Annotated in this window: 19 protein-coding genes; 15 read left to right on the plus strand and 4 right to left on the minus strand. The window is 70.4% G+C overall.

What is annotated here, in order from left to right; all coding sequences use genetic code 11:
* Window positions 1–72 precede the first annotated feature (72 nt).
* From pyrH to EV139_RS10400, 6 genes are all read left to right on the plus strand, one after another.
* Complete coding sequence (gene pyrH, locus EV139_RS10375) at window positions 73–792, plus strand: UMP kinase (RefSeq protein WP_130454260.1); 720 nt, start codon at window positions 73–75, stop codon at window positions 790–792.
* A gap of 35 nt (window positions 793–827) precedes the next feature.
* Window positions 828–1,382 (plus strand): ribosome recycling factor, encoded by a 555-nt coding sequence (gene frr, locus EV139_RS10380; RefSeq protein ID WP_130454261.1) that lies wholly within the window; start codon window positions 828–830, stop codon window positions 1,380–1,382.
* 5 nt (window positions 1,383–1,387) lie between these two features.
* Window positions 1,388–2,305: a phosphatidate cytidylyltransferase gene (locus EV139_RS10385; protein ID WP_130454262.1), complete on the plus strand. Its 918-nt coding sequence runs from the start codon at window positions 1,388–1,390 to the stop codon at window positions 2,303–2,305.
* Between the two features lie 50 nt (window positions 2,306–2,355).
* Window positions 2,356–2,910: a DivIVA domain-containing protein gene (locus EV139_RS10390; protein ID WP_241989023.1), complete on the plus strand. Its 555-nt coding sequence runs from the start codon at window positions 2,356–2,358 to the stop codon at window positions 2,908–2,910.
* 89 nt (window positions 2,911–2,999) lie between these two features.
* Window positions 3,000–3,632: an aggregation-promoting factor C-terminal-like domain-containing protein gene (locus tag EV139_RS10395; RefSeq protein ID WP_130454264.1), complete on the plus strand. Its 633-nt coding sequence runs from the start codon at window positions 3,000–3,002 to the stop codon at window positions 3,630–3,632.
* Between the two features lie 12 nt (window positions 3,633–3,644).
* Window positions 3,645–3,926 (plus strand): ATP/GTP-binding protein, encoded by a 282-nt coding sequence (locus EV139_RS10400; protein ID WP_130454265.1) that lies wholly within the window; start codon window positions 3,645–3,647, stop codon window positions 3,924–3,926.
* 125 nt (window positions 3,927–4,051) lie between these two features.
* Here EV139_RS10400 and EV139_RS10405 read toward each other — a convergent pair whose 3' ends face one another.
* Together EV139_RS10405 and EV139_RS10410 are read right to left on the minus strand one after the other, a co-directional pair.
* Window positions 4,052–4,585 carry a ribonuclease H family protein gene (locus EV139_RS10405; RefSeq protein ID WP_130454266.1) on the minus strand — a complete coding sequence of 178 codons (534 nt, stop codon included), beginning with the start codon at window positions 4,583–4,585 and terminating at the stop codon, window positions 4,052–4,054.
* Between the two features lie 100 nt (window positions 4,586–4,685).
* Window positions 4,686–7,598, minus strand: coding sequence for a hypothetical protein (locus EV139_RS10410; RefSeq protein WP_130454267.1), 2,913 nt, complete (start codon window positions 7,596–7,598; stop codon window positions 4,686–4,688).
* A 253-nt stretch (window positions 7,599–7,851) separates the two neighbouring features.
* Here EV139_RS10410 and EV139_RS10415 point away from each other — a divergent pair, with 253 nt between their 5' ends.
* The 9 genes from EV139_RS10415 to gatB all read left to right on the plus strand — a co-directional run bounded on the left by EV139_RS10415 (window position 7,852) and on the right by gatB (window position 20,084).
* On the plus strand, window positions 7,852–9,942 hold the full coding sequence (locus tag EV139_RS10415; RefSeq protein ID WP_130454268.1) for a DUF8094 domain-containing protein: 2,091 nt from the start codon (window positions 7,852–7,854) through the stop codon (window positions 9,940–9,942).
* Window positions 9,943–9,944: 2 nt separating this feature from the next.
* On the plus strand, window positions 9,945–10,916 hold the full coding sequence (locus tag EV139_RS10420) for a tetratricopeptide repeat protein (protein ID WP_130454269.1): 972 nt from the start codon (window positions 9,945–9,947) through the stop codon (window positions 10,914–10,916).
* A gap of 8 nt (window positions 10,917–10,924) precedes the next feature.
* The gene (locus EV139_RS10425) at window positions 10,925–12,115 is read left to right on the plus strand and encodes a cysteine desulfurase family protein (protein ID WP_130454270.1); all 1,191 of its coding nucleotides are present in this window, start codon (window positions 10,925–10,927) and stop codon (window positions 12,113–12,115) included.
* Window positions 12,116–12,124: 9 nt separating this feature from the next.
* The gene (mnmA, locus tag EV139_RS10430; RefSeq protein WP_130454271.1) at window positions 12,125–13,345 is read left to right on the plus strand and encodes a tRNA 2-thiouridine(34) synthase MnmA; all 1,221 of its coding nucleotides are present in this window, start codon (window positions 12,125–12,127) and stop codon (window positions 13,343–13,345) included.
* 98 nt (window positions 13,346–13,443) lie between these two features.
* Window positions 13,444–15,846: an NAD-dependent DNA ligase LigA gene (gene ligA, locus EV139_RS10435; protein WP_241989024.1), complete on the plus strand. Its 2,403-nt coding sequence runs from the start codon at window positions 13,444–13,446 to the stop codon at window positions 15,844–15,846.
* A 121-nt stretch (window positions 15,847–15,967) separates the two neighbouring features.
* Window positions 15,968–16,654 carry a DNA-3-methyladenine glycosylase I gene (locus EV139_RS10440; protein ID WP_130454272.1) on the plus strand — a complete coding sequence of 229 codons (687 nt, stop codon included), beginning with the start codon at window positions 15,968–15,970 and terminating at the stop codon, window positions 16,652–16,654.
* A 45-nt stretch (window positions 16,655–16,699) separates the two neighbouring features.
* Window positions 16,700–17,035: an Asp-tRNA(Asn)/Glu-tRNA(Gln) amidotransferase subunit GatC gene (gatC, locus tag EV139_RS10445; protein WP_130454273.1), complete on the plus strand. Its 336-nt coding sequence runs from the start codon at window positions 16,700–16,702 to the stop codon at window positions 17,033–17,035.
* A complete protein-coding gene (gatA, locus tag EV139_RS10450) occupies window positions 17,035–18,570 on the plus strand; it encodes an Asp-tRNA(Asn)/Glu-tRNA(Gln) amidotransferase subunit GatA (protein ID WP_130454274.1) in 1,536 nt (511 codons plus the stop codon). The genes gatC and gatA overlap by 1 nt, the downstream gene beginning before the upstream one ends.
* Window positions 18,570–20,084 (plus strand): Asp-tRNA(Asn)/Glu-tRNA(Gln) amidotransferase subunit GatB, encoded by a 1,515-nt coding sequence (gene gatB, locus EV139_RS10455; RefSeq protein WP_130454275.1) that lies wholly within the window; start codon window positions 18,570–18,572, stop codon window positions 20,082–20,084. Before gatA ends, gatB begins: the two co-directional genes overlap by 1 nt.
* Window positions 20,085–20,181: 97 nt before the next feature.
* On the opposite strand, the gene EV139_RS10460 is transcribed toward gatB, so the two are convergent.
* Window positions 20,182–20,577: a hypothetical protein gene (locus tag EV139_RS10460; RefSeq protein WP_130454276.1), complete on the minus strand. Its 396-nt coding sequence runs from the start codon at window positions 20,575–20,577 to the stop codon at window positions 20,182–20,184.
* A 158-nt stretch (window positions 20,578–20,735) separates the two neighbouring features.
* A complete protein-coding gene (gene glpK / locus EV139_RS10465) occupies window positions 20,736–22,250 on the minus strand; it encodes a glycerol kinase GlpK (RefSeq protein WP_130454277.1) in 1,515 nt (504 codons plus the stop codon).
* Window positions 22,251–22,337 lie beyond the last annotated feature (87 nt).

The following is a 22,337-nucleotide window of genomic DNA, read 5'->3' on the forward strand; positions in this document are numbered from 1 at the left end:
TGTCCGCACTATCATTGCCTCAGTCGAGGCCACACAGTTTTTCACTATCCGCGCCGCACGAAGGAGATCCACATGACCGAGACCGCAGATCGTAAGCGTCGAGTTCTGCTGAAGCTCTCCGGAGAGGCGTTCGGCGGGGGCACGCTCGGCGTGAACCCCGACGTGGTGAGCCAGATCGCCCGCGAGATCGCGGCCGCGATGGAGCACGCCGAGGTCGCTGTCGTCGTCGGCGGCGGTAACTTCTTCCGCGGCGCCGAGCTGTCGCAGCGCGGCATGGACCGCGCGCGAGCCGACTACATGGGCATGCTGGGCACCGTGATGAACGCCCTCGCGCTCCAGGACTTCCTGGAGCAGGCCGGCGTGTCTAGCCGCGTGCAGTCGGCGATCACCATGACCCAGGTCGCTGAGACCTACATTCCCCTCCGCGCGGTGCGTCACCTGGAGAAGGGCCGCGTCGTGATCTTCGGCGCCGGCGCCGGACTGCCGTACTTCTCGACGGACACGGTCTCGGCACAGCGCGCGCTCGAAATTCACGCCGACGAGGTGCTCGTCGCGAAGAACGGCGTCGACGGCGTCTACACCGCCGATCCCGCGAAGGATCCGAGCGCGACGCTCATCCGAGACATCAGCTACGGCGAGGCACTCGTCCAGGGGCTGAAGGTGGTCGACTCGACCGCGTTCAGCCTGTGCATGGACAACGGGATGCCGATGCGGGTGTTTGGCATGGAACCGGCCGGGAATGTCACCGCCGCGATCCGGGGCGAGAAGCTCGGGACCCTGGTACACCGCTAAGCTTGAACAAGTTCGGCAACACAAAGGAGAGCACCGTGATCGAAGAGGTCTTCGTCGACATCAAGGACCGCATGAACGGCGCGGTCGAGTCCGCAAAGGACGGCTTCGCCTCGGTGCGTACCGGTCGCGCGACTCCGGCCCTGCTGCAGAATCTGCAGGTCGACTACTACGGCACCCCGACGCCGCTCCCGCAGCTCGCGTCGGTGCAGAACCAGGACGCACGCAGCCTCCTCATCACCCCCTACGACAAGGGTGCGATGAAGGACATCGAGCAGGCGATCCGCGACATGCCAAACCTCGGCGCAAACCCGTCGAACGACGGCACCGTGATCCGCGTCACCCTGCCCGACCTCACGGAGGAGCGCCGCAAGGAGTTCGTCAAGATCGTGAAGGGCCGTGCGGAAGACGCGCGCGTCGCGATCCGCAACGTGCGCCGTCAGGGCAAGGACGACCTCGAAGCGCTCAAGAGCGAGCTCGGTGAAGACGACGTCGCGCGCGCCGAGAAGGAGCTCGAGGCGGTCACCAAGCAGTTCATCGAGCAGATCGATGATGCGCTGAAGCGCAAAGAAGCCGAGCTGCTGGAGGTCTGAGCCGCGTGTCAGGGGCGGAGAAGCGGGACGAGCTGCGGAGCGCGCTCGAGACGACGCGCGCGCAGCTCGAGGCGACGAACGCTCGCATTGAGGCGCGCGCCGGTCGCAACCTCTTCTTCGCGATCCTGTCGGGGCTAGTGTTCGGGGGAGTGTTCCTCGCGAGCCTGCTGCTCGTGAAGCAGGTGTTCGTTGCGCTGGTCGCGGTCGTGGTCGCGGTCGCTCTCGTGGAGCTCGCCTCCGCGTTCCGCGTGTCCGGGCGCCGGGTGCCGCGCGTCGGCGTGGTCCTCGGCGGCCTCATTATTGTGGGTGGCGCGTTCTTCTGGGGTGCCGAGGGCATGCTCGTCGGGCTGTTCGCCGGTTCGGCGCTGTTGACGCTGTGGCGCCTGGTCGAGGGCCTGTTCCCCGCATGGGAGACGCCCCCGCGCACGCTCATTCGAGATGTATTCTCGGGGCTCTTCACGCTCGTGTACGTGGCGTTCCTCGCATCGTTCACCGTGCTGCTGGTCGCTCCGGAGCGCGGTGAGTGGTGGGTGTTCGCGCTCGTCGTGATCGTCGTCTCGGTCGATGTCGGCGCGTACGCGGCAGGCGTGACGCTGGGCAAACACAAGATGACCCCGCGAATCAGCCCGAACAAGACCTGGGAGGGCTTCTTCGGCGCAGCGGTGCTCGCGGCCGTCGTGGGGGTGACCGTCTCGGTGTTCGCGCTGCAGCAGCCCTGGTGGGTGGGCATCATCCTCGGCCTCGTGGTGCTCCTCACCGCGACGGGCGGTGACCTCACCGAGTCTTTGATCAAACGCAACCTCGGAGTGAAAGACATGAGTAGTTGGATCCCGGGTCACGGCGGATTCCTCGACCGGCTCGACTCGCTGCTGCCGTCCGCCGTCGGCGTGTACGGCGTCGCGCTCTTCCTCGGAGTGGTCTGATGGGCGCGCGTTCACAGCAAGCCCGCCGCGGCGCGGGGCAGAATGGTGCGGTGCACACATCGTTCCCACTCGCGTCCGGCTCACACCCGGGGTACGCGCCCGAGCAGGTTGATGAGTTCTTGGCGCGCGCGCGAGCCTCGTACGAGGGGGCCGACACCGCTGGTGCGGGGATGACTGCTGCCGAGGTGCGGCACACGGCGTTCCAAGTGAAGCGCGGTGGGTACGCGACCCGCTACGTCGACGCGGCGCTCGATCGCCTCGAAGAGGTGTTCTTTGAGCGTGAGCGCCGGGCGAAGGTCCGAGCCGCCGGCGAGGACGCGTGGTGGGACGAGACCCGTGCGCTGCTCTCCGAGGTGCGCGGCCGCATTCAGCGACCGCGGGGTCGCCGGTTTCGCCGGCGCGGCCTGTTCGCCACGGGGTACCGCCGCTCGCAGGTTGACGCGTTCCTCGACCGCGTCTCCGAGATGTTCGAGCGGCGCGAGCTCGCCCTGAAGCCCGCTGAAGTGCGCGACGTGGTGTTCCACTCGCAGTGGCGTGGCTACGACGAAGACCAGGTCGACGCGCTACTCGACGGCGTGGTCGAGCTCATCCTGGCGACGCGCTGACGCGGCGCGTGCCGCACCTGAACGCCGACTTTGCGTCTGCCGTTGTCCGAATCCGCTCGCTGAGATAAGATCGTTACATTGTGGCTTCTGTGAATACCAAATCCGTCTCCCGCTGGTCGCGTTTTCGCGCACCCGTCGCCGGGCTCGCTGTCGCGGGCTTCCTCGGTGCGGCAGTGATCGCACCGTTCGCGCTTCCCAGCGCCCAAGCGGACGTGGACACGCTCGCCTTCCAGGAGCGCATCCACCAGGAGTTCACGCCGAACGAGACCGAGACGGCCGACCTCGTCTACGCCGAGATCCCCGTCGTGGAACTGCCGGACCCGGAAGAGGTGCGCAAGAAGCAGGAGGCCGAGGCCGCTGCGAAGGCCGCCGAAGCCGCGAAGGCGGCCGCGGCCGCCGGGCAGCCGAGCGTCGACGCTGGCGCGCCGCCGAAGTACTCGGGCGGCGGATCGCCAGCCGAGTGGATGGCCGCCGCGGGCATCGCCGAGGCCGACTGGGGATACGTCGACTTCATCGCCTCCAAGGAGAGCACCTGGAACCCGAACGCCACGAACGCGAGTTCGGGAGCGTGCGGCCTCATCCAGGCACTGCCGTGCAGCAAGGTGCCGGGCAACGGCTACGACCCGGTGGACAACCTCACCTGGGCGAACGGCTACGCCGTGGGTCGCTACGGCAGCTGGGCTCAGGCGTACGCGTTCTGGACCGCGAACCACTGGTGGTGATCCGGGGACACTATGCCCCGTAAGCACCGACGCGCGCACTCGAGCGAGCTCCCCGACGTCACGCGACTCGCGAACGGCGGGGCGCGCAGGCAGACTCGGCGGGGCCGCGAGTGGTTCGTGCGCGAGATCTCTGCGCAGCGCGCCGAGAAGGTGTATCGCTGCCCCGACTGCGGCCTCGCCATTCCGGCCGGGCAAGCGCACCTCGTTGCGTGGTCGGCAGAGCACATGTTTGGCGATGACGCCGCAGTTCGCGAGCGCCGGCACTACCACGCACACTGCTGGCGGCTCGCGTAGCGCGTCTGCGAGTCGGGGCGATCTGAGGGCCAGGCGGATCCGCGTCGCTTCGCCCACCCGCACCCGAGACACCCGTCTCGCTCCGGCCCGCACTCGAACCCGGCGGGTGGGGGGGAGCGCCGCGCCTAGAACAGCGTGGGAGCCGCCGGTTCCGCGGGATCGACGTCGACGGTCGCGCTCGGCGCAGTGGCAGCGCCAGCGAGCCCGGGCCCCTCGTCTGGCGCGCGGCCAGCCTGGAACGCCGTCGCGGCCGCGCGGGCGCGATCGTCGGCGGCCTCGTTGAGCGGGTGGCCGGCGTGGCCCTTAACCCACTCAAACGTCACCGTGCGGCCCACGAGGGCGGCGTCAATGCGTTCGAGCAGCTCCCGGTTGAGTACCGGCTTGCCATCGGCCTTGCGCCAGCCCTTCCGTTTCCACCCCGGCATCCACTTCGTCACCGAGTTGATCACGTACTGGCTGTCACAGAGAATGTGCAGTGGCTCGGGCGCGCGGTCGGCCGTGGCGAGCAGTAGGTCGAGCACCGCCATGAGCTCGCCCTGGTTGTTCGTCGCGCGCGGCCAGCCCCCGGCGCGCCACTGCTGCGCGTCGACGACCCAGGCCCAGCCAGCGGGTCCTGGGTTCCCGAGGGCGGATCCGTCTGCTGCAGCTGTGAGTGTCATGGTTCAATCCTCTCAGAACACAGCACCCCGCCGCGGCGAGTGCCGCGACGGGGTGCTGCTGGTGTGGGTGCTCCCGGCCGGTGTGCCGCCCGCGGGGCTACTACTGCTCGGGTGCGGGCTGCGCCGCGGCCGCCTGCGCGTCCGGGGCCGCGGAGGCCGTGACCCCATCGGCGACGGGCGCGTCGACGAGGCGGCCAGCCACGGTGCTCATCTTCTGCGCGTTTGTGATGACCTCGCCGAGGCTCTCGAAGTAGCGCGCCACAGCGCCGCGCTCCACCTTCAGCTGCGTCATGCGGTCCTCTGCGGCGGCAAGTACCTTCGAGGCGCGATCCTCGGCCGCCGCGAACGTGGTCTGTGCGCGCTGCTCGGCCTCCAGCACGATCTCCGCGGCCTGGCGCTCGGCGACAGCGCGGGCGTTGCGGGCGTCCTGCGCCGCGTTGCGGGTGATCGTCTCGTACTCGGCGCGGGCCGCGTCGAGCTGAGTGCGCAGCTCCGACAGCTCCGCGGTCGCCGCGGCGACCTCGCGCTGCGAGGCCTCCGCGGCCTCGCGCTGCCGCGTGGCGAGATCCTGCTCGAGGGTCTCGCGCTGCTCGGACGCGTGCAGCGCAAAGTTGCGGGTATCGGTGTCGATCTGCTCGCGCAGCTGACGTGCCGCATCCTCAGCCGCAGTGCGCAGCGCGGCGAGCTGCCCCTCCTCTGCGCCGCGGTACTCCGCGAGTTCGGCGACCGTGTCGGCGCGCAGCAGGTCGGTCTCCTCGGTGACCGTGGCGCGCAGCGCGGCGACCTCGCGGGCGATTGCCGCTTCCTGAGCCTCGCGCTGCGTGCGCAGCTCCTCGGTGTGCTGCGCCACCTCGGCTGCGATCTGGCGATCGTGCTCGGCGCGCTCGCGGGCGAGATCCGTGTCGAGCCTCGCGCGCTCACGCTCGATCTGCAGCTCCAGTTCCTCGCGCTCGAGCCCGAGTGCCTCGGCAGCTTCCTCCCGCGAGATTCGCATCCGCTCGGTTTCGGCCGCCTGCTCGTCGGCGATCCGCTGCTCGTGTGCGCTCAGCTGCGCGGCGAGGCGCTCGTTCTGCACGGTTGTCGCGTCGGTGATGCGGGCCTCGTGCTCCGCGAATCCGCGCGCCTGCTCGGTCGCGGCGCGATCGCGCTCGTCGCGCAGCTCCTGCTCGTGGACGCCGCGCTCGGCGTCGATCTGCGTGCGGTGGCTCTCCCACTCGGAGATGAGGCGGTCCTGGTGGCTCGCGAGCTCGGAACCAATGCGCTGCTCGTGCGCAGCGCGTTCGGTGGCGATCCGCTCGGTGTGCGCGGCGAGCTCGCTTGCGAGCGCGTCGTCCTGGGTCGTGCGCTCGGACGCGAGAGCCTGCGTGTGCGCCTGCAGCTCCGAGTCGATCGCGGTCTCGTGCTCCTCGCGCTCGGCAGCGATGCGGGCCTCGTGCTCGGCGCGCTCGGCGGCGATGCGGGCCTCGTGCTCGGCGCGCTCGCTGGCAATCCCGGCTTCGTGGGCCTCCCGCTCGGCCGCGATCGTGAGCTGGTGGGCCCCGAGCTCGCTGCTGAGACGCGTCTCGTGGGCGTCGGACTCGGTGGCGATCCGAAGCTGGTGCTCAGACAGCTCGGCGGCGATCCGCGTTTCGTGAGCGTCGCGCTCGTCGCGCATGCTCGCCTCGTGCGCCACGATCGCGGCGCGCAGCGAGTTGTCGTGCGACTCACGCTCCGCAGCGAGCTGCGTGTCGTGCACGTCGCGCTCGGTGGCGAGCTGCGTGTCGTGCGCCTCGCGCTCCGAGGAGATCCGGTCGCGGTGCGCGGTGAGCTCACCGCCGAGCTGAAGTTCCTGCTGCTCGCGGCTTGCCGCAAGCTCGCTGTCGAGCTGGGCGCGCTCGTCGGCGCGCTCCTGCGTCGCCCGGGCGGTGATGCGTTCCTGTTCGCGCGCGGCCTGGTCCGTCAGGGTCGCGAGCTCTGCCTGGTGCGCCTCGAGCTCACGCGTGATCGTGGCCTCGTGCTCGGACCGCTCCTGCGCGCTGCGATCGAGGTGGGTCTGCTGCTCGAAGGCAATCCGACGATCGTGCTGCTCGCGCTCGGTGTGCAGCGCCTCGTCGTGCTCCGCGCGCTCCTGCGCGATCCGCCCGCGAAGCGTCTCCATCTCGGTGGTGAGCGCGCGCCGCTGCGCGTCGAGCCCGGCCTCAAGCTCGCGTGTGCGCTCGGTGAATCGCTCCTCGAGCTCCGACTCCTCGCGCTGGCGCTTCGCCTCGAACTCGGTGCGCGCGCGCTCGCCCTCACGGACCAGGCGTGCCCGCTCCAGCTCGGCCTCGCGCTCGCTCTCCTCCTGCTGGCGCGCAAGCGAAACGGCGTGCTGCTCGGTCTGCGCGCGGAGCTCCTCGGCGGCGGACTGTGCCTCTGCGGTGACGCGCTCGGCCTCGGCCTGCGCGGCAGCGAGTGCCGCCTGTGCCTCGCGGTGGGCGCTCTCGCGCGCCACCCCGGCCTCGCGTTCGGCGGAGCTCCGGGTGAGCTCTGCCGTGTGCGTCGCTTCCTCGAGCAGGCGTTCGCGCTCGGCGTTCGCTGCAGCGTCTTGCTGCGCGGCGTCAGTGCGGGCCCCGGTGATGAGGGTCTCGGCCTGCTCGGATGCCGACCGCAGGAGCTCGTCTGCCCGGGTCTGCGCGGAGGCGAGCACCCGCGTGCTCTCCTCCTCGGTGGTGCGGCGCAGCTTTTCCGCGTCGAGGTCGGCCTGGGCCATGAGACGCTGGGCGTGATCCTCGGCGACCTGCAGGCTCTTCTCCACACGGAGTCCGAGTCCCGAATACCCGCTCGCGCCGAGCTCCGCAACCTGCTCCTGGAGCTCCGCGATCAGCTGCCGCTGCTCCTGCCCCACCCCGGTCGCCTGCTGGTGGGCCGACTGCAGCGACTCGATGTGTGACTGGAGTGCGCTGATGTGACCGGTGAGAGTTCCGATCCGGTCGTCTACTTCTTCGCGGTTGTAGCCGCGAAACGCAGGGGAGAAGGGCTGGACTGCTTCTGACACGTGCTCTCCGGAATCTGAGGCGAGAAATCCCCGCGGGCGCGCCGGGGGTGGCGGCTTGGGCATGTAAAGGTTAATGATAGTTCACATCCCGGGGAGCCGAGTGGGGTTTTGCGTGGCTGACGGGGGGAATCCAGAGCTTGTCCGCATGGATTATGCGGAAAGCTCGGGTAGCGTTACACGCTGAGGATCCGTTTGCGTGCAGCGAAACCAGTGCTGCGGCCGCCGGAACCGATTACCAATGTGAGGAGCCCACGTGCGATACGTGCTTGCGATTGCAGCGCTCGTGCTGTCCGGCGTCATGCTGATCCTGGGGATTGGCCAGCGCACGTTTCTTGCGGGACCCGCTGAAATCAGCTTTCCCGTGGAGACGAATTCGGAGGCGAGCTTTGCGGTCGTCGACGGCGCCGAGTTTGCAAAGGTGCCCGGTCAGGCGAACGTGGTCGTCTCCGGCGACCAGGCGTTCGTGGCCACCGGCGCGACTCGCGACGTTCGCGGCTGGGTAGAGCCCTTTTTGCACGCCGAACTCTCGGTTGACACCAAGGGGAAGCGGCTCCTCAGTGCGCTGATCGCCCCCGTGCAAGACGCCGGCCCCGAGGGAGTCAGCACCGAGACCGGCCTGGACCCGCGGGGGAGCGATCTCTGGCTGGAGGAGCGCACCATTGACGCCTCCGGCAGCGGTGTTGAGACCGAGTCCCTGCGCGTCCCGGTATCGGTGACCTCAGACCAGTCGGTGTTGATAGCCGCAGACGGGACCCAGCCAATGCCGGCAGACGTGACCCTCGTGTGGGCGCAGGATCGGAGCACACCTTGGGCGGGGCCGCTGCTCGTTGGCGGCGGCGTGCTCGCGCTCGTGGGCGGTCTGCTCTACCTGCTCGCGGTCGATCATGACCGGCGCGGGCTTGGGCCGCGTCGCGGCCGTCGGGGCCCGCTGCAGGGCCTGCGCAATCGCAGGGCACGTGGCGGATCCCGGCGATCTGCCGCAGCCTCGCCCGCCGCAGCTGCGGGCCCGGCGGCCGATCCGACGCCGGCAGCGGCCGACGGGACCGAGTCTGAGGCCCCGCCCGCGGCTGCCGACACTGATGCGGGCGCCGCGCCCGTCTCGCCAGTCGACACCGAAGCACCAGCTGCGCCCGAGACACCTGCCGAAGCACCTACCGCCGCACCCGAGGCGCCTACCGCCGCACCCGACGCGGCCGGTGGAGCGAAGGCCGAACGGCGGGCTGTGACGTCGCGGCGCCCCGGGTGGGCGCGGCGCGGCGCGCTCCCCGCGCTGGGGCTGACGGTCGCGCTCGGCCTGAGCGGCTGCTCGGCGAGCTACTGGCCGCAGACGGCGGCGCCCACGAAGACGTCGGAGGCGCCCTCCGAGTCGCCGGCCTCCGCGGTCGCCCCGGTCCCCGTGACCGACGGGCAGCTGCAGCGGATCATCGAGCAGATCTCCGCGGACGCGATGACCGGCGACGACACGCTCGACGCGTCCGCGCTGGAGGATCGGTTCACGGGTGACGCGCTCGCGCAGCGGGCCGCAAACTACGCGATCCGGTCCGCAAAGCCGGACTACGGGGTGGTGCCGCCGCGGATCACGGCGGAGGAGCTCGACTACGAGCTGATGCAGAGCACCGAGACCTGGCCGCGCACCCTGTTCGTCACGGTGGCATCGACCCCGGGGGCGGCCGCGAGCGATGCCGGCACTGACGCCGAGGCCGGGGCCGAGACGACCGGCACGTCGCCGTCGCTCGCGCTCGTGATGACGCAGGCAAACCCGCACGAAAACTACCGGGTGTCTCGGGTGATCGCGCTGCGCGGCGGCATCTCGATGCCGCAGGCCGCGCCCGCCGAGGACGGGACCGCCGTGCTCGCGAACGACATCGAGACGCTCGTGCTGCAGCCGGGGCAGGTGGGCGCTGCCTACGCTGCGCTGCTGCAGAACGGCGCAGACGCCGAGGAGGCGCAGTACTTCGACCTCACCACGGACTCCCTGCTCGACACGTACGGCAAGGTGCGGGCCGAGGCCGCGCAGGCGCAGTCGGACGAGAAGGGGCAGACCATGAAGTTCTCGGTGACTGCCCGCCAGGGTGACGAGGATCCGGTTGCGCTCTCGACCGGGGCCGGTGGTGCGCTCGTCGCCACGACCGTGATCGAGGAGCAGATTGTGGACGCCGACGGCGGCCGGTACAAGCCGCAGGCTAAGGATGAGGTAACGGCACTCTCGGGGCTGAGCGGCGAGCAGGACCGCCTGGTGCAGGAGGTCGCGCACCAGATGCTGTTCTTCGTCCCGAGCAAGGCCGAAGACGCGAAGATCCAGCTCCTCGGAGTGACGAGCGAGCTTGTAGGAGTGAGGAACTAGAGATGTCACAGCAGATCCCCGAACGAATCCCCGGTGGCGGCATTGACCTGAGCCACCTCGCCGCGCGCGGCCAGGCGGCCGCGCAGCCGGGCGGCCCCGCAGCTGCTGGCGCGGGCGGTGCGCCCGACGCGCGCGTGGTCGATGTGCCGTCGCTCGTGATGGACGTGACGGACGCGAGCTTCGAGCAGGCCGCGCAGCTCTCGACGGTCGTGCCCGTGGTGGTCGAGCTGTGGGCCGCGTGGAGCGAGCCCAACGCCGAACTGAGCCCGGTCCTCGAGAAGGTCACGCGCGAGTTCGGCGGGCGCGTGCTGCTTGCGCGCGTCGACGCGGACGCGAACCCCGGACTCGTGCAGGCATTCCAGGCGCAGGCGATCCCCACGGTCGTCGCGCTTGTCGCCGGGCGCCCGGTGCCGCTCTTCCAGGGGGCGCAGCCGGAGGAGCAGGTGCGCGACGTGTTCACGCAGCTGCTGCAGCTCGCCGAGCAGCACGGGGTGGTGGGGCGCGTCGCGGCGCCCGACCAGGACGCGACGGCCGCCGACGCCGCGCCGAGCGAGCCCGAGATCCCCGCCGCGCACGTCGCCGCGGTCGAGGCCGCCGAGCGCGGTGACTTCGCCGGGGCAGTCGCCGAGTGGGAGGCGGTGCTCGCGAAGGCGCCAGCCGACGCCGTGGCGCGTGCCGCACTCGTGCAGATGCGGTTGCTGCAGCGCCTCTCGGGTGTCAGCGCTGAGGAGGTCCGCGCGGCCGCCGCTGCCGCGCCCCAGGGGATCGCCGAGCAGCTCGCGGTCGCCGATCTCGACGTGTCGGGCGGGCACGTCGAGGATGCGTTCCTGCGACTCCTCGACCTGTTCGCCGCGAGCGACGAGGACGCCCGCGCGGTGGTGCGTGAGCGCCTGCTCGAGCTGTTCGAGGTGGTTGGCGTGGCTGACCCGCGCGTGATCGCCGCCCGGGGGCGGCTCGCGAACCTGCTCTACTAGGAGGGCCGATGCCCCAGACGCGCGCATACCTCGACCACGCCGCGACCTCGCCGATGCCCGAGCCGGTGCTCGCGGCGTATGTCGACGCACTGCGCACCGTGGGGAATCCCGCGTCTACGCACGCGCACGGCCAGGCGGCGAGCGAGGCGCTGGAGCAGGCCCGCGACGAGATCGCGGGCCTGCTCGGCTGCGATCACGCCGAGCTCATCTTCACGAGCGGCGGCACCGAATCGGTGAACCTCGCGCTGAAGGGCATGTACTGGGCGCGGCGGCGCGCGGGACTGGGGAGCACGATCCTCGTTGCCGAGGGGGAACACCACGCCACGATCGAGGCCGCCGAGTGGCTCCGCGACACCCAGGGCGCCACGCTCGTGTGGCTCCCCATAGACGGGGCCGGGCGCCTGGCCCCGGAGACGCTCAGCTCCGCGATCGCGGCGGCGGGAGCGGCCGAGGTCGCGCTCGCGTCGTTCATCTGGGTGAACAACGAGGTGGGCACGGTGCAGCCCGTGGCGCAGCTGTGCGAGATCGCGTCCGCGGCCGGGATTCCCAGCCACGTCGACGCGGTCGCCGCGCTGGGGCAGGTCCCCGTCGACTTCACCCGCTCTGGAGCGGCGGCGGTGAGCGTATCCGCGCACAAGATCGGCGGGCCCGTCGGCGTGGGCGCCCTGCTCCTCGGGCGCCGCGCGGTGGCGGATCCGCTCGTGCACGGCGGCACGCAGCAGCGCGCCCGCTCGGGCACGCAGGACGTGGCCGGTGCGGTCGGATTTGCGGCTGCCCTGCGCCTCGCGCTTGCACCGACCGGGGCACCGGGGAACACCGCGCTCGCGCGGGTCACGGCGCTCCGCAACAGCCTGATCGCCGGCGTGCGCGCGGCCGATCCCGGTGCGGTGCTGCGCGGGCCGGCCCCGGGTGCGGAGCGTGCACCCGGCAACGCGCACTTCACGTTCCCCGGCTGCCAGGGCGACTCGCTCGTGTTCCTGCTCGACGCCGCCGGCGTCTCAGCGTCCGTGGGCTCCGCCTGCCAGGCGGGCGTCGCGGAGCCGTCCCACGTGCTCCGCGCAATGGGCGTGCCCGAGGCGGAGGCCGCCGGTGCGCTGCGCTTCACGCTCGGGGCCCACACCACCGCGGACGAGGTCGACCGGCTGCTCGCGGCGCTGCCAGATGCGCTGCGGCGGGCGCGCAGCGCCGGACTGGCGTAGACTATTCCGGTGAAAGTTCTGGCGGCGATGAGTGGGGGTGTCGACTCCGCGGTTGCTGCTGCCCGCGCGGTCGAGGCCGGGCATGATGTGGTTGGCGTGCATCTCGCCCTGAGCCGGATGCCCGGGACGGTGCGGACCGGCTCGCGCGGGTGCTGCACGATCGAGGACGCGATGGACGCGCGCCGAGCGGCAAACCTGCTCGGGATCCCGTTCTACGTGTGGGATCTGAGTGAGCGCTTCCGCGAGGACGTGGTCGACGACTTCATCGCCGAGTACGCGGCGGGACGCACGCCGAATCCATGCATGCGCTGCAACGAGAAGATTAAGTTCGCCGCGCTCCTCGACAAGGCGATCGCGCTGGGGTTCGACACGGTCGCCACGGGGCACTACGCCACGCTCGCCGACGGCGCGAGCGGGCGGGAGCTGCACCGCGCGAGCGCCTGGTCCAAGGACCAGTCGTACGTGCTGGGGGTGCTCACGGAGCGGCAGCTCGCGCACTGCTACTTCCCGCTCGGCGATACCCCGTCGAAGGACCTCGTGCGCGCGGAGGCCGCCGACCGCGGCCTGCAGGTCGCGCAGAAGCCCGACAGCCACGACATCTGTTTCATCCCGGACGGCGACACGCGCGGGTGGCTCTCCGACCACGTGAGCCGCGAGCCCGGCGAGATTCTTGACGAGGCGGGCGCCGTGATCGGCAGCCACGATGGGGCGCACGGCTACACCGTGGGCCAGCGCCGCGGTCTGCAACTGGGGCGTCCAGCTGAGGACGGGAAGCCGCGCTACGTACTGTCGATCCGGCCGGTGTCGAACCAGGTGGTGGTTGGCCCGAAGGAGCGGCTCGCGATCTCCCGCATCGCGGGCGGACGCTATAGCTGGGCGGGGGAGCCCGGCTTCGACACCGCTCAGACGTTCCGCTGCGAGGTGCAGATCCGCGCCCACGCCGATCCGGTTCCCGCGACGGCGCGCCTCGTCCCGATTCTCGAGGCGGAGCGCACGGAGCAGCACCGCGCCGACGCGACGCACGAGATCGTCGTCGACATCGACCTGCTGCACGCCGAGCCGCTGCTCGGGGTCGCCCCGGGGCAGACAGCGGTGCTCTACATCGGCACGCGCGTACTCGGCCAGTTCACGATCGACCGCGCGGTGCCGCTCGATGCCGAGGCCGCCCCCGATCAGGCGGCCGGCGCGGGCGACGGGGCAGCCGCCGTCGGCGGCTCCGAGCGCGCCTAGCCGCCAAACGCCCGGAGCGCCGCGAATCTACCGCGCTGCGATTCAGGTGCGCCGCGATTCAGATGCGTGTTGTCGGGGGTCAAACCTAGAATTGGCGTGTGAACACCTCTTCCGCCGAGACTCCCGCCGAGCTGCCCACTGAATTCGCCGCAGCGCGAGAAGAAGCCGCGCGCCTCGCCGCGGAGATCGAGCGGTTGCGCCGCGCGTACTACTCCGAGGGTGCGAGCCTGGTCTCCGACGCCGAGTACGACGTGCAGTTTCACCGGCTTGAGGCGCTTGAGCGCGCGTTCCCCGAGCTCGCGGGTCAAGACAGCCCCACGCGCGAGGTGGGGGCCGCCATCGTGTCGGCGGGCTTCCCCGAGCACGAGCACGCCGAGCGCCTGCTCAGCCTCGACAACGTGTTCACGCTCGACGAGTTTAGGGAGTGGGCCGAAAAGACGCGAGCCGCTGCGGGGCGCCCGGTGCGGTGGCTTTCGGAGCTGAAGATCGACGGGCTCGCGATCAGCCTCGCCTACCGCAATGGTGTGCTCGAGACCGCCACCACGCGCGGCGACGGCCGCGTGGGCGAGAACATCACCGAGAACGTCGATTTCATCTCGGCGATCCCGCGGACCCTGCACGGCGACGGAATTCCTGAGTTCTTTGAGGCTCGCGGGGAAGTATTCCTGCGCGGCGCCGACTTCCTGTGGCTGAACGAGCGCCAGCACGCGCTGCAGGCCGAGTTCGTGGCCGAGCAGCTCGCGCGCGGGCGCGCCGCAGCAGACATCCCGGTGCGGTACCCCGAGTTTGCGAACGCCCGCAACACCGCGGCGGGCAGCCTGCGGCAGCGCGCCGACAAGAAGACCCCGGCGGAGCTCGAGCTGATGCGCGAGCGGCTCGGCCGGCTCTCGCTGTATGTGCACGGGATCGGTGCGTGGGCGGATCCGGATTTCGCAGAGCAGTCTGACGCGTACCGCCTGCTGGGCGAGTGGGGGCTGCCGGTCTCGCCGCACTCCCGCGTGTTTGACACCGTGGCCGAGGTGACCGCGTTCATCGAGGATCGCGGCGAGCACCGCCACGACGTCGAACACGAGATCGACGGCATCGTGGTGAAGGTGAACGAGCTTGCGCTCCACGCTGAGCTGGGCGAGACGAGCCGCGCCCCGCGCTGGGCGATCGCGTACAAGTACCCGCCGGAGGAAGTGCACACGCGGCTCCTCGATATTCGCGTTGGCGTGGGCCGCACCGGGCGCGCCACGCCCTACGCCGTGATGGAGCCGGTGAAGGTGGCCGGATCAACGGTGCGCCAGGCGACGCTCCACAACCAGCAGGTCGTGGCCGCCAAGGGGGTGCTGATCGGCGACACGGTCGTGCTCCGCAAGGCCGGTGACGTGATCCCCGAGGTGCTCGGCGCGGTGCTTGAGCTGCGCGACGGCAGCGAGGTGGAGTGGCGCATGCCGGTGGGCTGCCCCGAGTGCGGCACCGAGCTGCGCGCCATGAAAGAGGGCGACATCGATCTGCGCTGCCCCAACGCGCGCGACTGCCCCGCCCAGGTGCGCGGTCGGGTGGAACACATTGGGTCGCGCGGCGCGCTCGACATCGAGGTGCTCGGTGAAATCACCGCGGCGGCGCTCACGCAGCCCGAGGTGCCGGCCACACCCCCGCTTCAGACCGAGGCGGGGCTGTTCGACCTGACGCTTGACCAGATCGTCCCCATCCAGGTGGTCGTACGCGACGCCGAGACGGGGGAGCCGATTATCGAGGACGAGACGGGGGAGCCGCGCCGCCGCCGCCCGTTCCAGAAGGTCGACCGGGTGTACCCGCCGGGCTGGGAAGACAAGACCCCGGCCGAGCGCCGCGCCGCGAACGTGAGGAAAGACTACGAGCTGGTGTCGCCGTCGAAGGATGCGGAGACATTCCTGCAGGAGCTTGAGCGCGCGAAGACGAAGCCCCTGTGGCGGCTCTTGGTATCACTCAACATCCGGCACGTCGGGCCCGTGGCGGCTCGCGCGCTCGCCGACTGGTTTGGCTCACTCGACGCGATCCGCGCCGCCACGCCGGAAGACCTGGCGCAGGTCGACGGCGTGGGCGGCACCATCGCCGACTCGCTTGCCGACTGGTTCGCGGTCGACTGGCACCTCGAGATCGTGGAGCGGTGGACCGCCGCCGGCGTACAGTGGGCCACCCCCGGGCATCCGGGCCCCGGTGCCGCGGTGGCCGAGGGGGGCGTACTCGCGGGGCTCACGATCGTGGCTACCGGGACGCTCGACGGCTTCAGCCGGGACGGCGCGAAGGAAGCGATCATCCAGGCCGGCGGGAAGGCCGCCGCGAGCGTCTCGAAGAAGACCGACTACGTTGCGGCGGGGCCGGGCGCCGGATCGAAGCTGGCAAAGGCCGAGGAGCTCGGAATCCCCGTGCTCGACGCCGCGCAGTTCGCCGTGCTCGTCACGGAGGGGCCGGCGGGGCTCGGCGACAAGGCAGAGCTCGGCGATGCGGCTGAGGCCGCTGCCGCGACCGAATAGGTGCCGCGGCGGTCGAGTTATCCACAGCCGAAAAACTTGCCGCGAGCTTTGCCCTGGCTCTCGCTACGCTTAACGAAACCTCCGCCCAGGGCGGCGGCCATCAAAGCTGAAGGGACACGGCATGACAGACCAGAGCGCGCCCACGCAGCGCGCGGCGTGGGCCACGCAAGATCCGCTCCTGCTCGAGTACTACGACACCGAGTGGGGCGACCCGATCACCGACGAGGTTGGCGTCTTCGAGCGGCTCACGCTCGAGGCGTTTCAGTCGGGGCTGTCGTGGCTCACCGTGCTCAGGAAGCGCCAGGCGTTTCGGGAGGCCTTCGACGGCTTTGACCCGCGGCGCATCGCAGCGTACGACGACGGCGACGTTGAGCGGCTGCTCTCCGACTCCGGCATCATCCGCAATTCGAGGAAAATCCACGCGACGATCGGCAACGCCCGCGCCACGCTGCAGCTCGCCGCGGCAGACGGCCCGTCACTCGCGGAGCTCGTCTGGTCGTACATGCCGGAGCGGTCGCCCGCGCCCGCGACCGACGCCGAGGTGCCCGCTACCTCTCCGGAGTCGGTCGAGCTCGCCCGCGTACTGAAGCGCCACGGGTTTAGCTTCGTGGGCCCCACGACGGTCTACGCGCTGATGACCGCGATCGGGATCGCCGACGGCCACCTGGTCACCAGCCCGCGGCGCGGGTGCTCGGGGCTCTGGAACATCGACGGGAGTCGCACCGACGCGCCCGCACCGTTCGCCGCGCGCGGGTCCAGCCGCGCACCAGACGGTGAACCGGGCGGGCTCCCCGCGACCGCTCGCTAAGATGGTGGGGTCTGAGAACCACACCCGAAGCCATGATGGAGCAGCATGCCTGAAACCTCTGCGGCCGGTCCCGCCGCGACGAGCGGTGAGATCACGGCCGAGACCGTGCAGCATCTCGCCGGTCTCGCCCGGATCGCACTGACCGACACCGAGATCGAATCGCTCACGACCGAGCTCGGCTCGATTCTGACGAATATCGCGAAGGTGGGTGAGGTCGTGAGCGCCGACGTGCCAGCGACCAGCCACCCGATCCCGCTGAACAACGTGACGCGCCCCGACGTGATCGCTGATGTGCTGACGCACGAGCAGGCCCTCGCGAACGCGCCCGAGACGACGGACGGCATGTTCCGCGTTTCATCGATCCTGGGAGAAGAACAGTAATGAGCGAGCTGATTCAGCTGACCGCGGCGGATCTCGCCGCGAAGCTCGCCGCAGGCGAGGTGTCGTCCGTCGAGGCGACGCAGGCGCACCTTGACCGCATCGCCGCCGTTGACGGCGAGCTGCACGCGTTCCTCGCGACCGACGCCGAGGCGTCGCTCGCGGCCGCGCGCGCGGTCGACGAGCGCCGGGCCGCGGGAGAGCAGCTTGGCGAGCTCGCCGGCGTGCCCCTGGCGATCAAGGACGTGCTCGTCACCACCGACATGCCGGCCACCTCCGGGTCGAAGATTCTCGAGGGCTACCGCTCGCCGTACGACGCGACCGCCGTCGCGAAGGCGCGCGCCGCGGGCCTCGTGAACATCGGCAAGACGAACATGGACGAGTTTGCCATGGGATCGGCCACCGAGAACTCGGCGTACGGGCCCACGCACAATCAGTGGGACACGTCTCGCGTGCCCGGCGGCTCCGGTGGCGGCTCGGCCGTCGCGGTGGGCGCGTTCGCCGCGCCGCTCGCGCTCGGCTCGGACACGGGCGGCTCGATCCGCCAGCCGGCCGCCCTCACCGGCACCGTCGGCGCAAAGCCCACGTACGGCGGGGTGAGCCGCTACGGCGCCATCGCGCTCGCGTCGTCCCTCGACCAGATCGGCCCCTGTGCGCGCACCGTCCTCGACACCGCGCTGCTGCACGACGTGGTCGCCGGGCACGATCACCACGACTCCACCTCGCTCAACCACGCGTGGCCGTCGATGGCCGCCGCCGCGCGCAGCGGCGCCGACCCGGCGAGCCTGCGCGGCCTTCGCGTGGGCGTGGTGAAGCAGCTGATGATCGACGGCGTGCAGCCGGGCGTCAAGGCGCGCTTCGACGAGTCGCTCGCGCTGCTGCAGGCACAGGGTGCCGAGATCGTCGAGATCGACGCACCGCACTTCGAGTACGCGGTTGCCGCTTACTACCTGATCCTCCCCGCTGAGGCATCGAGCAACCTTGCGAAGTACGACTCGGTGCGCTTCGGCCTCCGAGTTACCCCCGCCGGCGGTGGCACCGTCGAGGGGGTCATGAGTGAGACCCGCGCCGCGGGCTTCGGCGCCGAGGTGAAGCGCCGCATCATCCTGGGCACCTACGCGCTCTCTGCCGGCTACTACGACGCGTACTACGGCAGCGCGCAGCAGGTGCGCACGCTGATCCAGCGCGACTTCGCCGCGGCGTTCGCCCAGGTCGACGTGATCGCCTCGCCGACGGCGCCCACGACCGCGTGGGCGCTCGGCACGCACACGGGAGACCCGATGCAGGACTACCTGAACGACGCCACCACGATCCCCGCGAACCTCGCAGGGATCCCGGGGCTCAGCCTCCCGATCGGTACCGCGAGCGAGGACGGCCTGCCCGTCGGCTTGCAGCTCATGGCCCCGGCCTTCGAAGACGCTCGCCTGTACCGCGCCGGCGCCGCGATCGAGCAGCTCATCGCAGACCGCGATGGTGCGCCGTTCTGGGCGCAGGCCCCGTCCCTTGCAGGTGCCCCGAGCCGGAAGGCGGCCGCGTAATGGCGAAGACGAAGCTGATGAAGTTCGAGGAAGCGCTCGAGCGCTACGAGCCGGTCATCGGGCTCGAGGTGCACGTGGAACTCAACACCGCCACGAAGATGTTCTCCTCCGCCCCGAACACCTTCGGTGCTGAGCCGAATACGAACCTCACTCCGGTGTGCCTCGGGCTGCCCGGCGCGCTGCCGGTGGTCAACGAGCAGGCCGTGCGCTACTCGATCAGCCTGGGCCTCGCGCTCGGGTGCGAGATCGCTGAGGTCTCCGGGTTCGCGAGGAAGAACTACTTCTACCCAGACATGGCGAAGAACTATCAGATCTCGCAGTACGACGATCCGATCGCGTTCGACGGCACGGTGGAGATCGAGCTCGCGAGCGGCCGTGTGGTGCACGTGCCGATCGAGCGCGCCCACATGGAGGAGGACGCCGGGAAGCTGAACCACATCGGCGGCTCAACCGGGCGCATCCAGGGTGCGGAGTACTCGCTGGTTGACTACAACCGGGCCGGCGTGCCGCTCGTCGAGATCGTCACCCGCCCGATCTTTGGCGGCGAGGCCGACACCCCCGAGATCGCCGCGGCGTACGTTGCGACGATCCGCGAGCTGGTCACGGCGCTCGGGATCTCCGATGCGCGGATGGAGCGCGGGAACCTGCGCTGCGACGCGAACGTGTCCCTGCGGCCGCGTGGCAACGAGGACGCCGGCATGAGCGTGCTCGGCACTCGCACGGAGACGAAGAACGTGAACTCGCTGCGCTCGATCGAGCGCGCGGTGCGCTTCGAGATCCAGCGCCAGGCGCAGCTGCTCTCCGAGGGCACTGCGATCACGCAGGAGACGCGTCACTGGCACGAGGACACCGGGGAGACCTCCCCGGGCCGTCCGAAGAGCGACGCCGACGACTACCGGTACTTCCCGGAGCCCGACCTGGCTCCGCTCACCCCGTCGCGCGAGCTGGTTGAGGAGCTCCGCGCCGGGCTGCCCGAGCACCCCACGCTGCGCCGGCGCCGCCTGATCTCCGAGTGGCAGTTCTCCGCACTCGAGTTCCAGGACGTCGTCAACGCGGGCCTGGTCGGCGCGATCGAAGCGACCGTCGCCGCCGGCGTGCCGGCCCATGCCGCGCGCAAGTGGTGGACGGGCGAGATCGCGCGCATCGCGAACGAGCGAAGCGCGGTTCCGACCGAGCTCATCACCCCCGAGCAGATCGCCTCGGTCGTGGCGCTCGTGGACGAGGGCACGCTGAACGACAAGCTGGCGCGCCAGGTCATCGCCGGCATCATCGACGGCGAGGGCACCGCGGCGGAGATCGTCGCCGCGCGCGGCCTCGCGATCGTGTCGGACGACGGGGCCCTCATCGCCGCCGTCGACGCCGCGCTTGCCGAGCAGCCCGACGTGCTCGCGAAGATCCGCGACGGCAAGGTGCAGGCCGCCGGGGCGATCATCGGTTCGGTGATGAAGGCAATGCGCGGCCAGGCCGATGCCGCGCGCGTGCGCGAGCTCGTGCTGGAGCGCGCGAGCGCGTAACGAAGTTCGCGGAGTACCCGGACGAGGCGTCCGGCGGAGTGATCCGCCGGGCGCCTCGTCCGTTGAGCGTGCACGGGCGGAGTCGCGCCGGCGCGCGCTACTCGGCGCCCGGGTCGGGGAAGACGCGGCGCACCACCGTTTGCATATCGCGGTCGAGGCCAGCGACGTCAGCAGAGAGGCGGTCGAGCCTGGCCTCGACGCGCGAGAAACGCCCGTCAATCCGATCAAACTGCTGCTCGACCCGCGTGAAACGCTCGTCAATCTGCGCAAACTGGTGCTCGACCCGCTCGAACTGGCGGTCGACCCGTGCAAACTGGCGGTCGATCTGTTCGAAGTTGCGCTCGATCTGAGTGAAGTGGAGCCGCATTTCGGCGCGGAGCCCGTCTACCAGGACCCCCACGGTGCGGTGCGTGGCGCGCGACGTCAGCACCACCATGCTCACGAGCGTCGCGACGAGCAAGCCGATGGCGGTCCAGATTTGAGGTTCAGTCACGGTCGTCACGCTCCCTATTGTGTGTGGTGTGTACCGATCGTGCCAGGGTGGGGTCGTGAAATTGGGCGCGCAGGTGGGTCTGTGAGTAACTCGCGACTCTGGGCTACTCAGCCTCGCATGTGAGCGGGGCGGGTGTGACCGCGCTGTCTGAGTGCCAACTACTGTGTGTCGGCGTCGACCCAGTCAATCGACTTCGACACTGCCTTGCGCCACTGCCGAAGCAGCCGGTCCTGCTCGGCCTGTTCGAGGTGCGGCTCCCAGCGGCGATCCTCCCGCCAGTTGGCGCGCAGCTCGTCGATGCCAGACCAGAAGCCCACCGCGAGGCCCGCCGCGTACGCGGCGCCGAGCGCCGTGGTCTCGGCAACTCGCGGCCGCACGACCGGGACGCCGAGCACGTCGGCCTGAAACTGCATCAGTGTGTCGTTGGCGACCATGCCGCCGTCGACGCGCAGCTCCGCCAGGGGGACGGGCACGTCCGCGTTGACGGCGTCGAGCACGTCGCGGGTTTGGTACGCGACCGCCTCAAGGGCGGCCCGCGCGATGTGACCGCGGTTCGCGTACCTGGTGAGCCCCACGATCGCGCCGCGCGCGTCGGGCCGCCAGTAGGGGGCAAACAGCCCGGAGAACGCCGGGACCACGTACACCCCGCCGTTGTCGGGCACCGAGCCCGCGAGCGCCTCGACCTCGTCGGCCGAACGGATCAGCCCGAGCTGGTCGCGGAGCCACTGAATCAGGGACCCCGTGACGGCGATCGATCCCTCGAGCGCGTAGTGTGCGGGAGCGTCGCCGAGCTGATAGCCGACGGTGGTGATGAGTCCGTTGGTCGAGTGGACGATCTCCGTGCCCGTCTGGAAAATCAGAAAGCAGCCCGTGCCGTAGGTGTTCTTCGACGTGCCAGCCTCGAAAGCCGCTTGCCCGAACGTCGCCGCCTGCTGGTCGCCGAGGATCCCGGCGACCGGGACGCCGTGCAGCAGCGAGGACGGTTCGGCGTGGCCGTACACCTCGGACGACGAGCGGATCTCGGGAAGCATGGCGCGGGGGATGTTGAACGCCCGGAGCAGCTCGTCGTGCCAGGAGAGTGTGGTGAGCTCCATGAGCAGTGTGCGCGAGGCGTTCGTGACGTCGGTGATGTGCACGCCGCCCTCGGGCCCGCCGGTGAGGTTCCAGAGCACCCACGTGTCCGGGGTGCCGAAGAGGAGATCGCCGGCCTCGGCCCGCTCGCGGGCGCCGGGGACGTGCTCGAGCAGCCACGCGATCTTTGACGCGGAGAAATAGCTGGCGAGCGGGAGCCCAGTCGTGCTGCGGAAGCGATCGGTGCCGCCCGACGCGGCGAGCTCGTCGATGAGCGGCTGCGTGCGTGTGTCCTGCCACACGATCGCGTTGTGGATCGGCTCGCCGGTGTGGCGATCCCACACGATCGTGGTCTCGCGCTGGTTGGTAATGCCGATCCCGGCGATGTCCTGGCCGGTGAGGTCCGCCCGGCCGAGCGCGACGCCGATCACCTCCTGCACGTTCTGCCAGATCTGCAGGGGATCGTGCTCAACATATCCGGCCTGCGGCATGAGCTGCGCGTGCTCCTTCTGCCCCACGGCGACAAGACTTCCGGCGCGGTCGAAGATGATGGCGCGGGAGGACGTGGTGCCCTGATCGATCGAGATCACGTATTCGGGCATGTGGGTCTCCTCTGACGGTGCGGCGGAACGGCGATCTGGTCTGCGAAGGGAAGGGACGGAATATCGGGAAGCTGGCAGCGAGCGCCG

Origin of the sequence: Leucobacter luti, assembly GCF_004217175.1 — a bacterium.
In the GTDB taxonomy this organism is placed as follows: domain Bacteria; phylum Actinomycetota; class Actinomycetes; order Actinomycetales; family Microbacteriaceae; genus Leucobacter; species Leucobacter luti.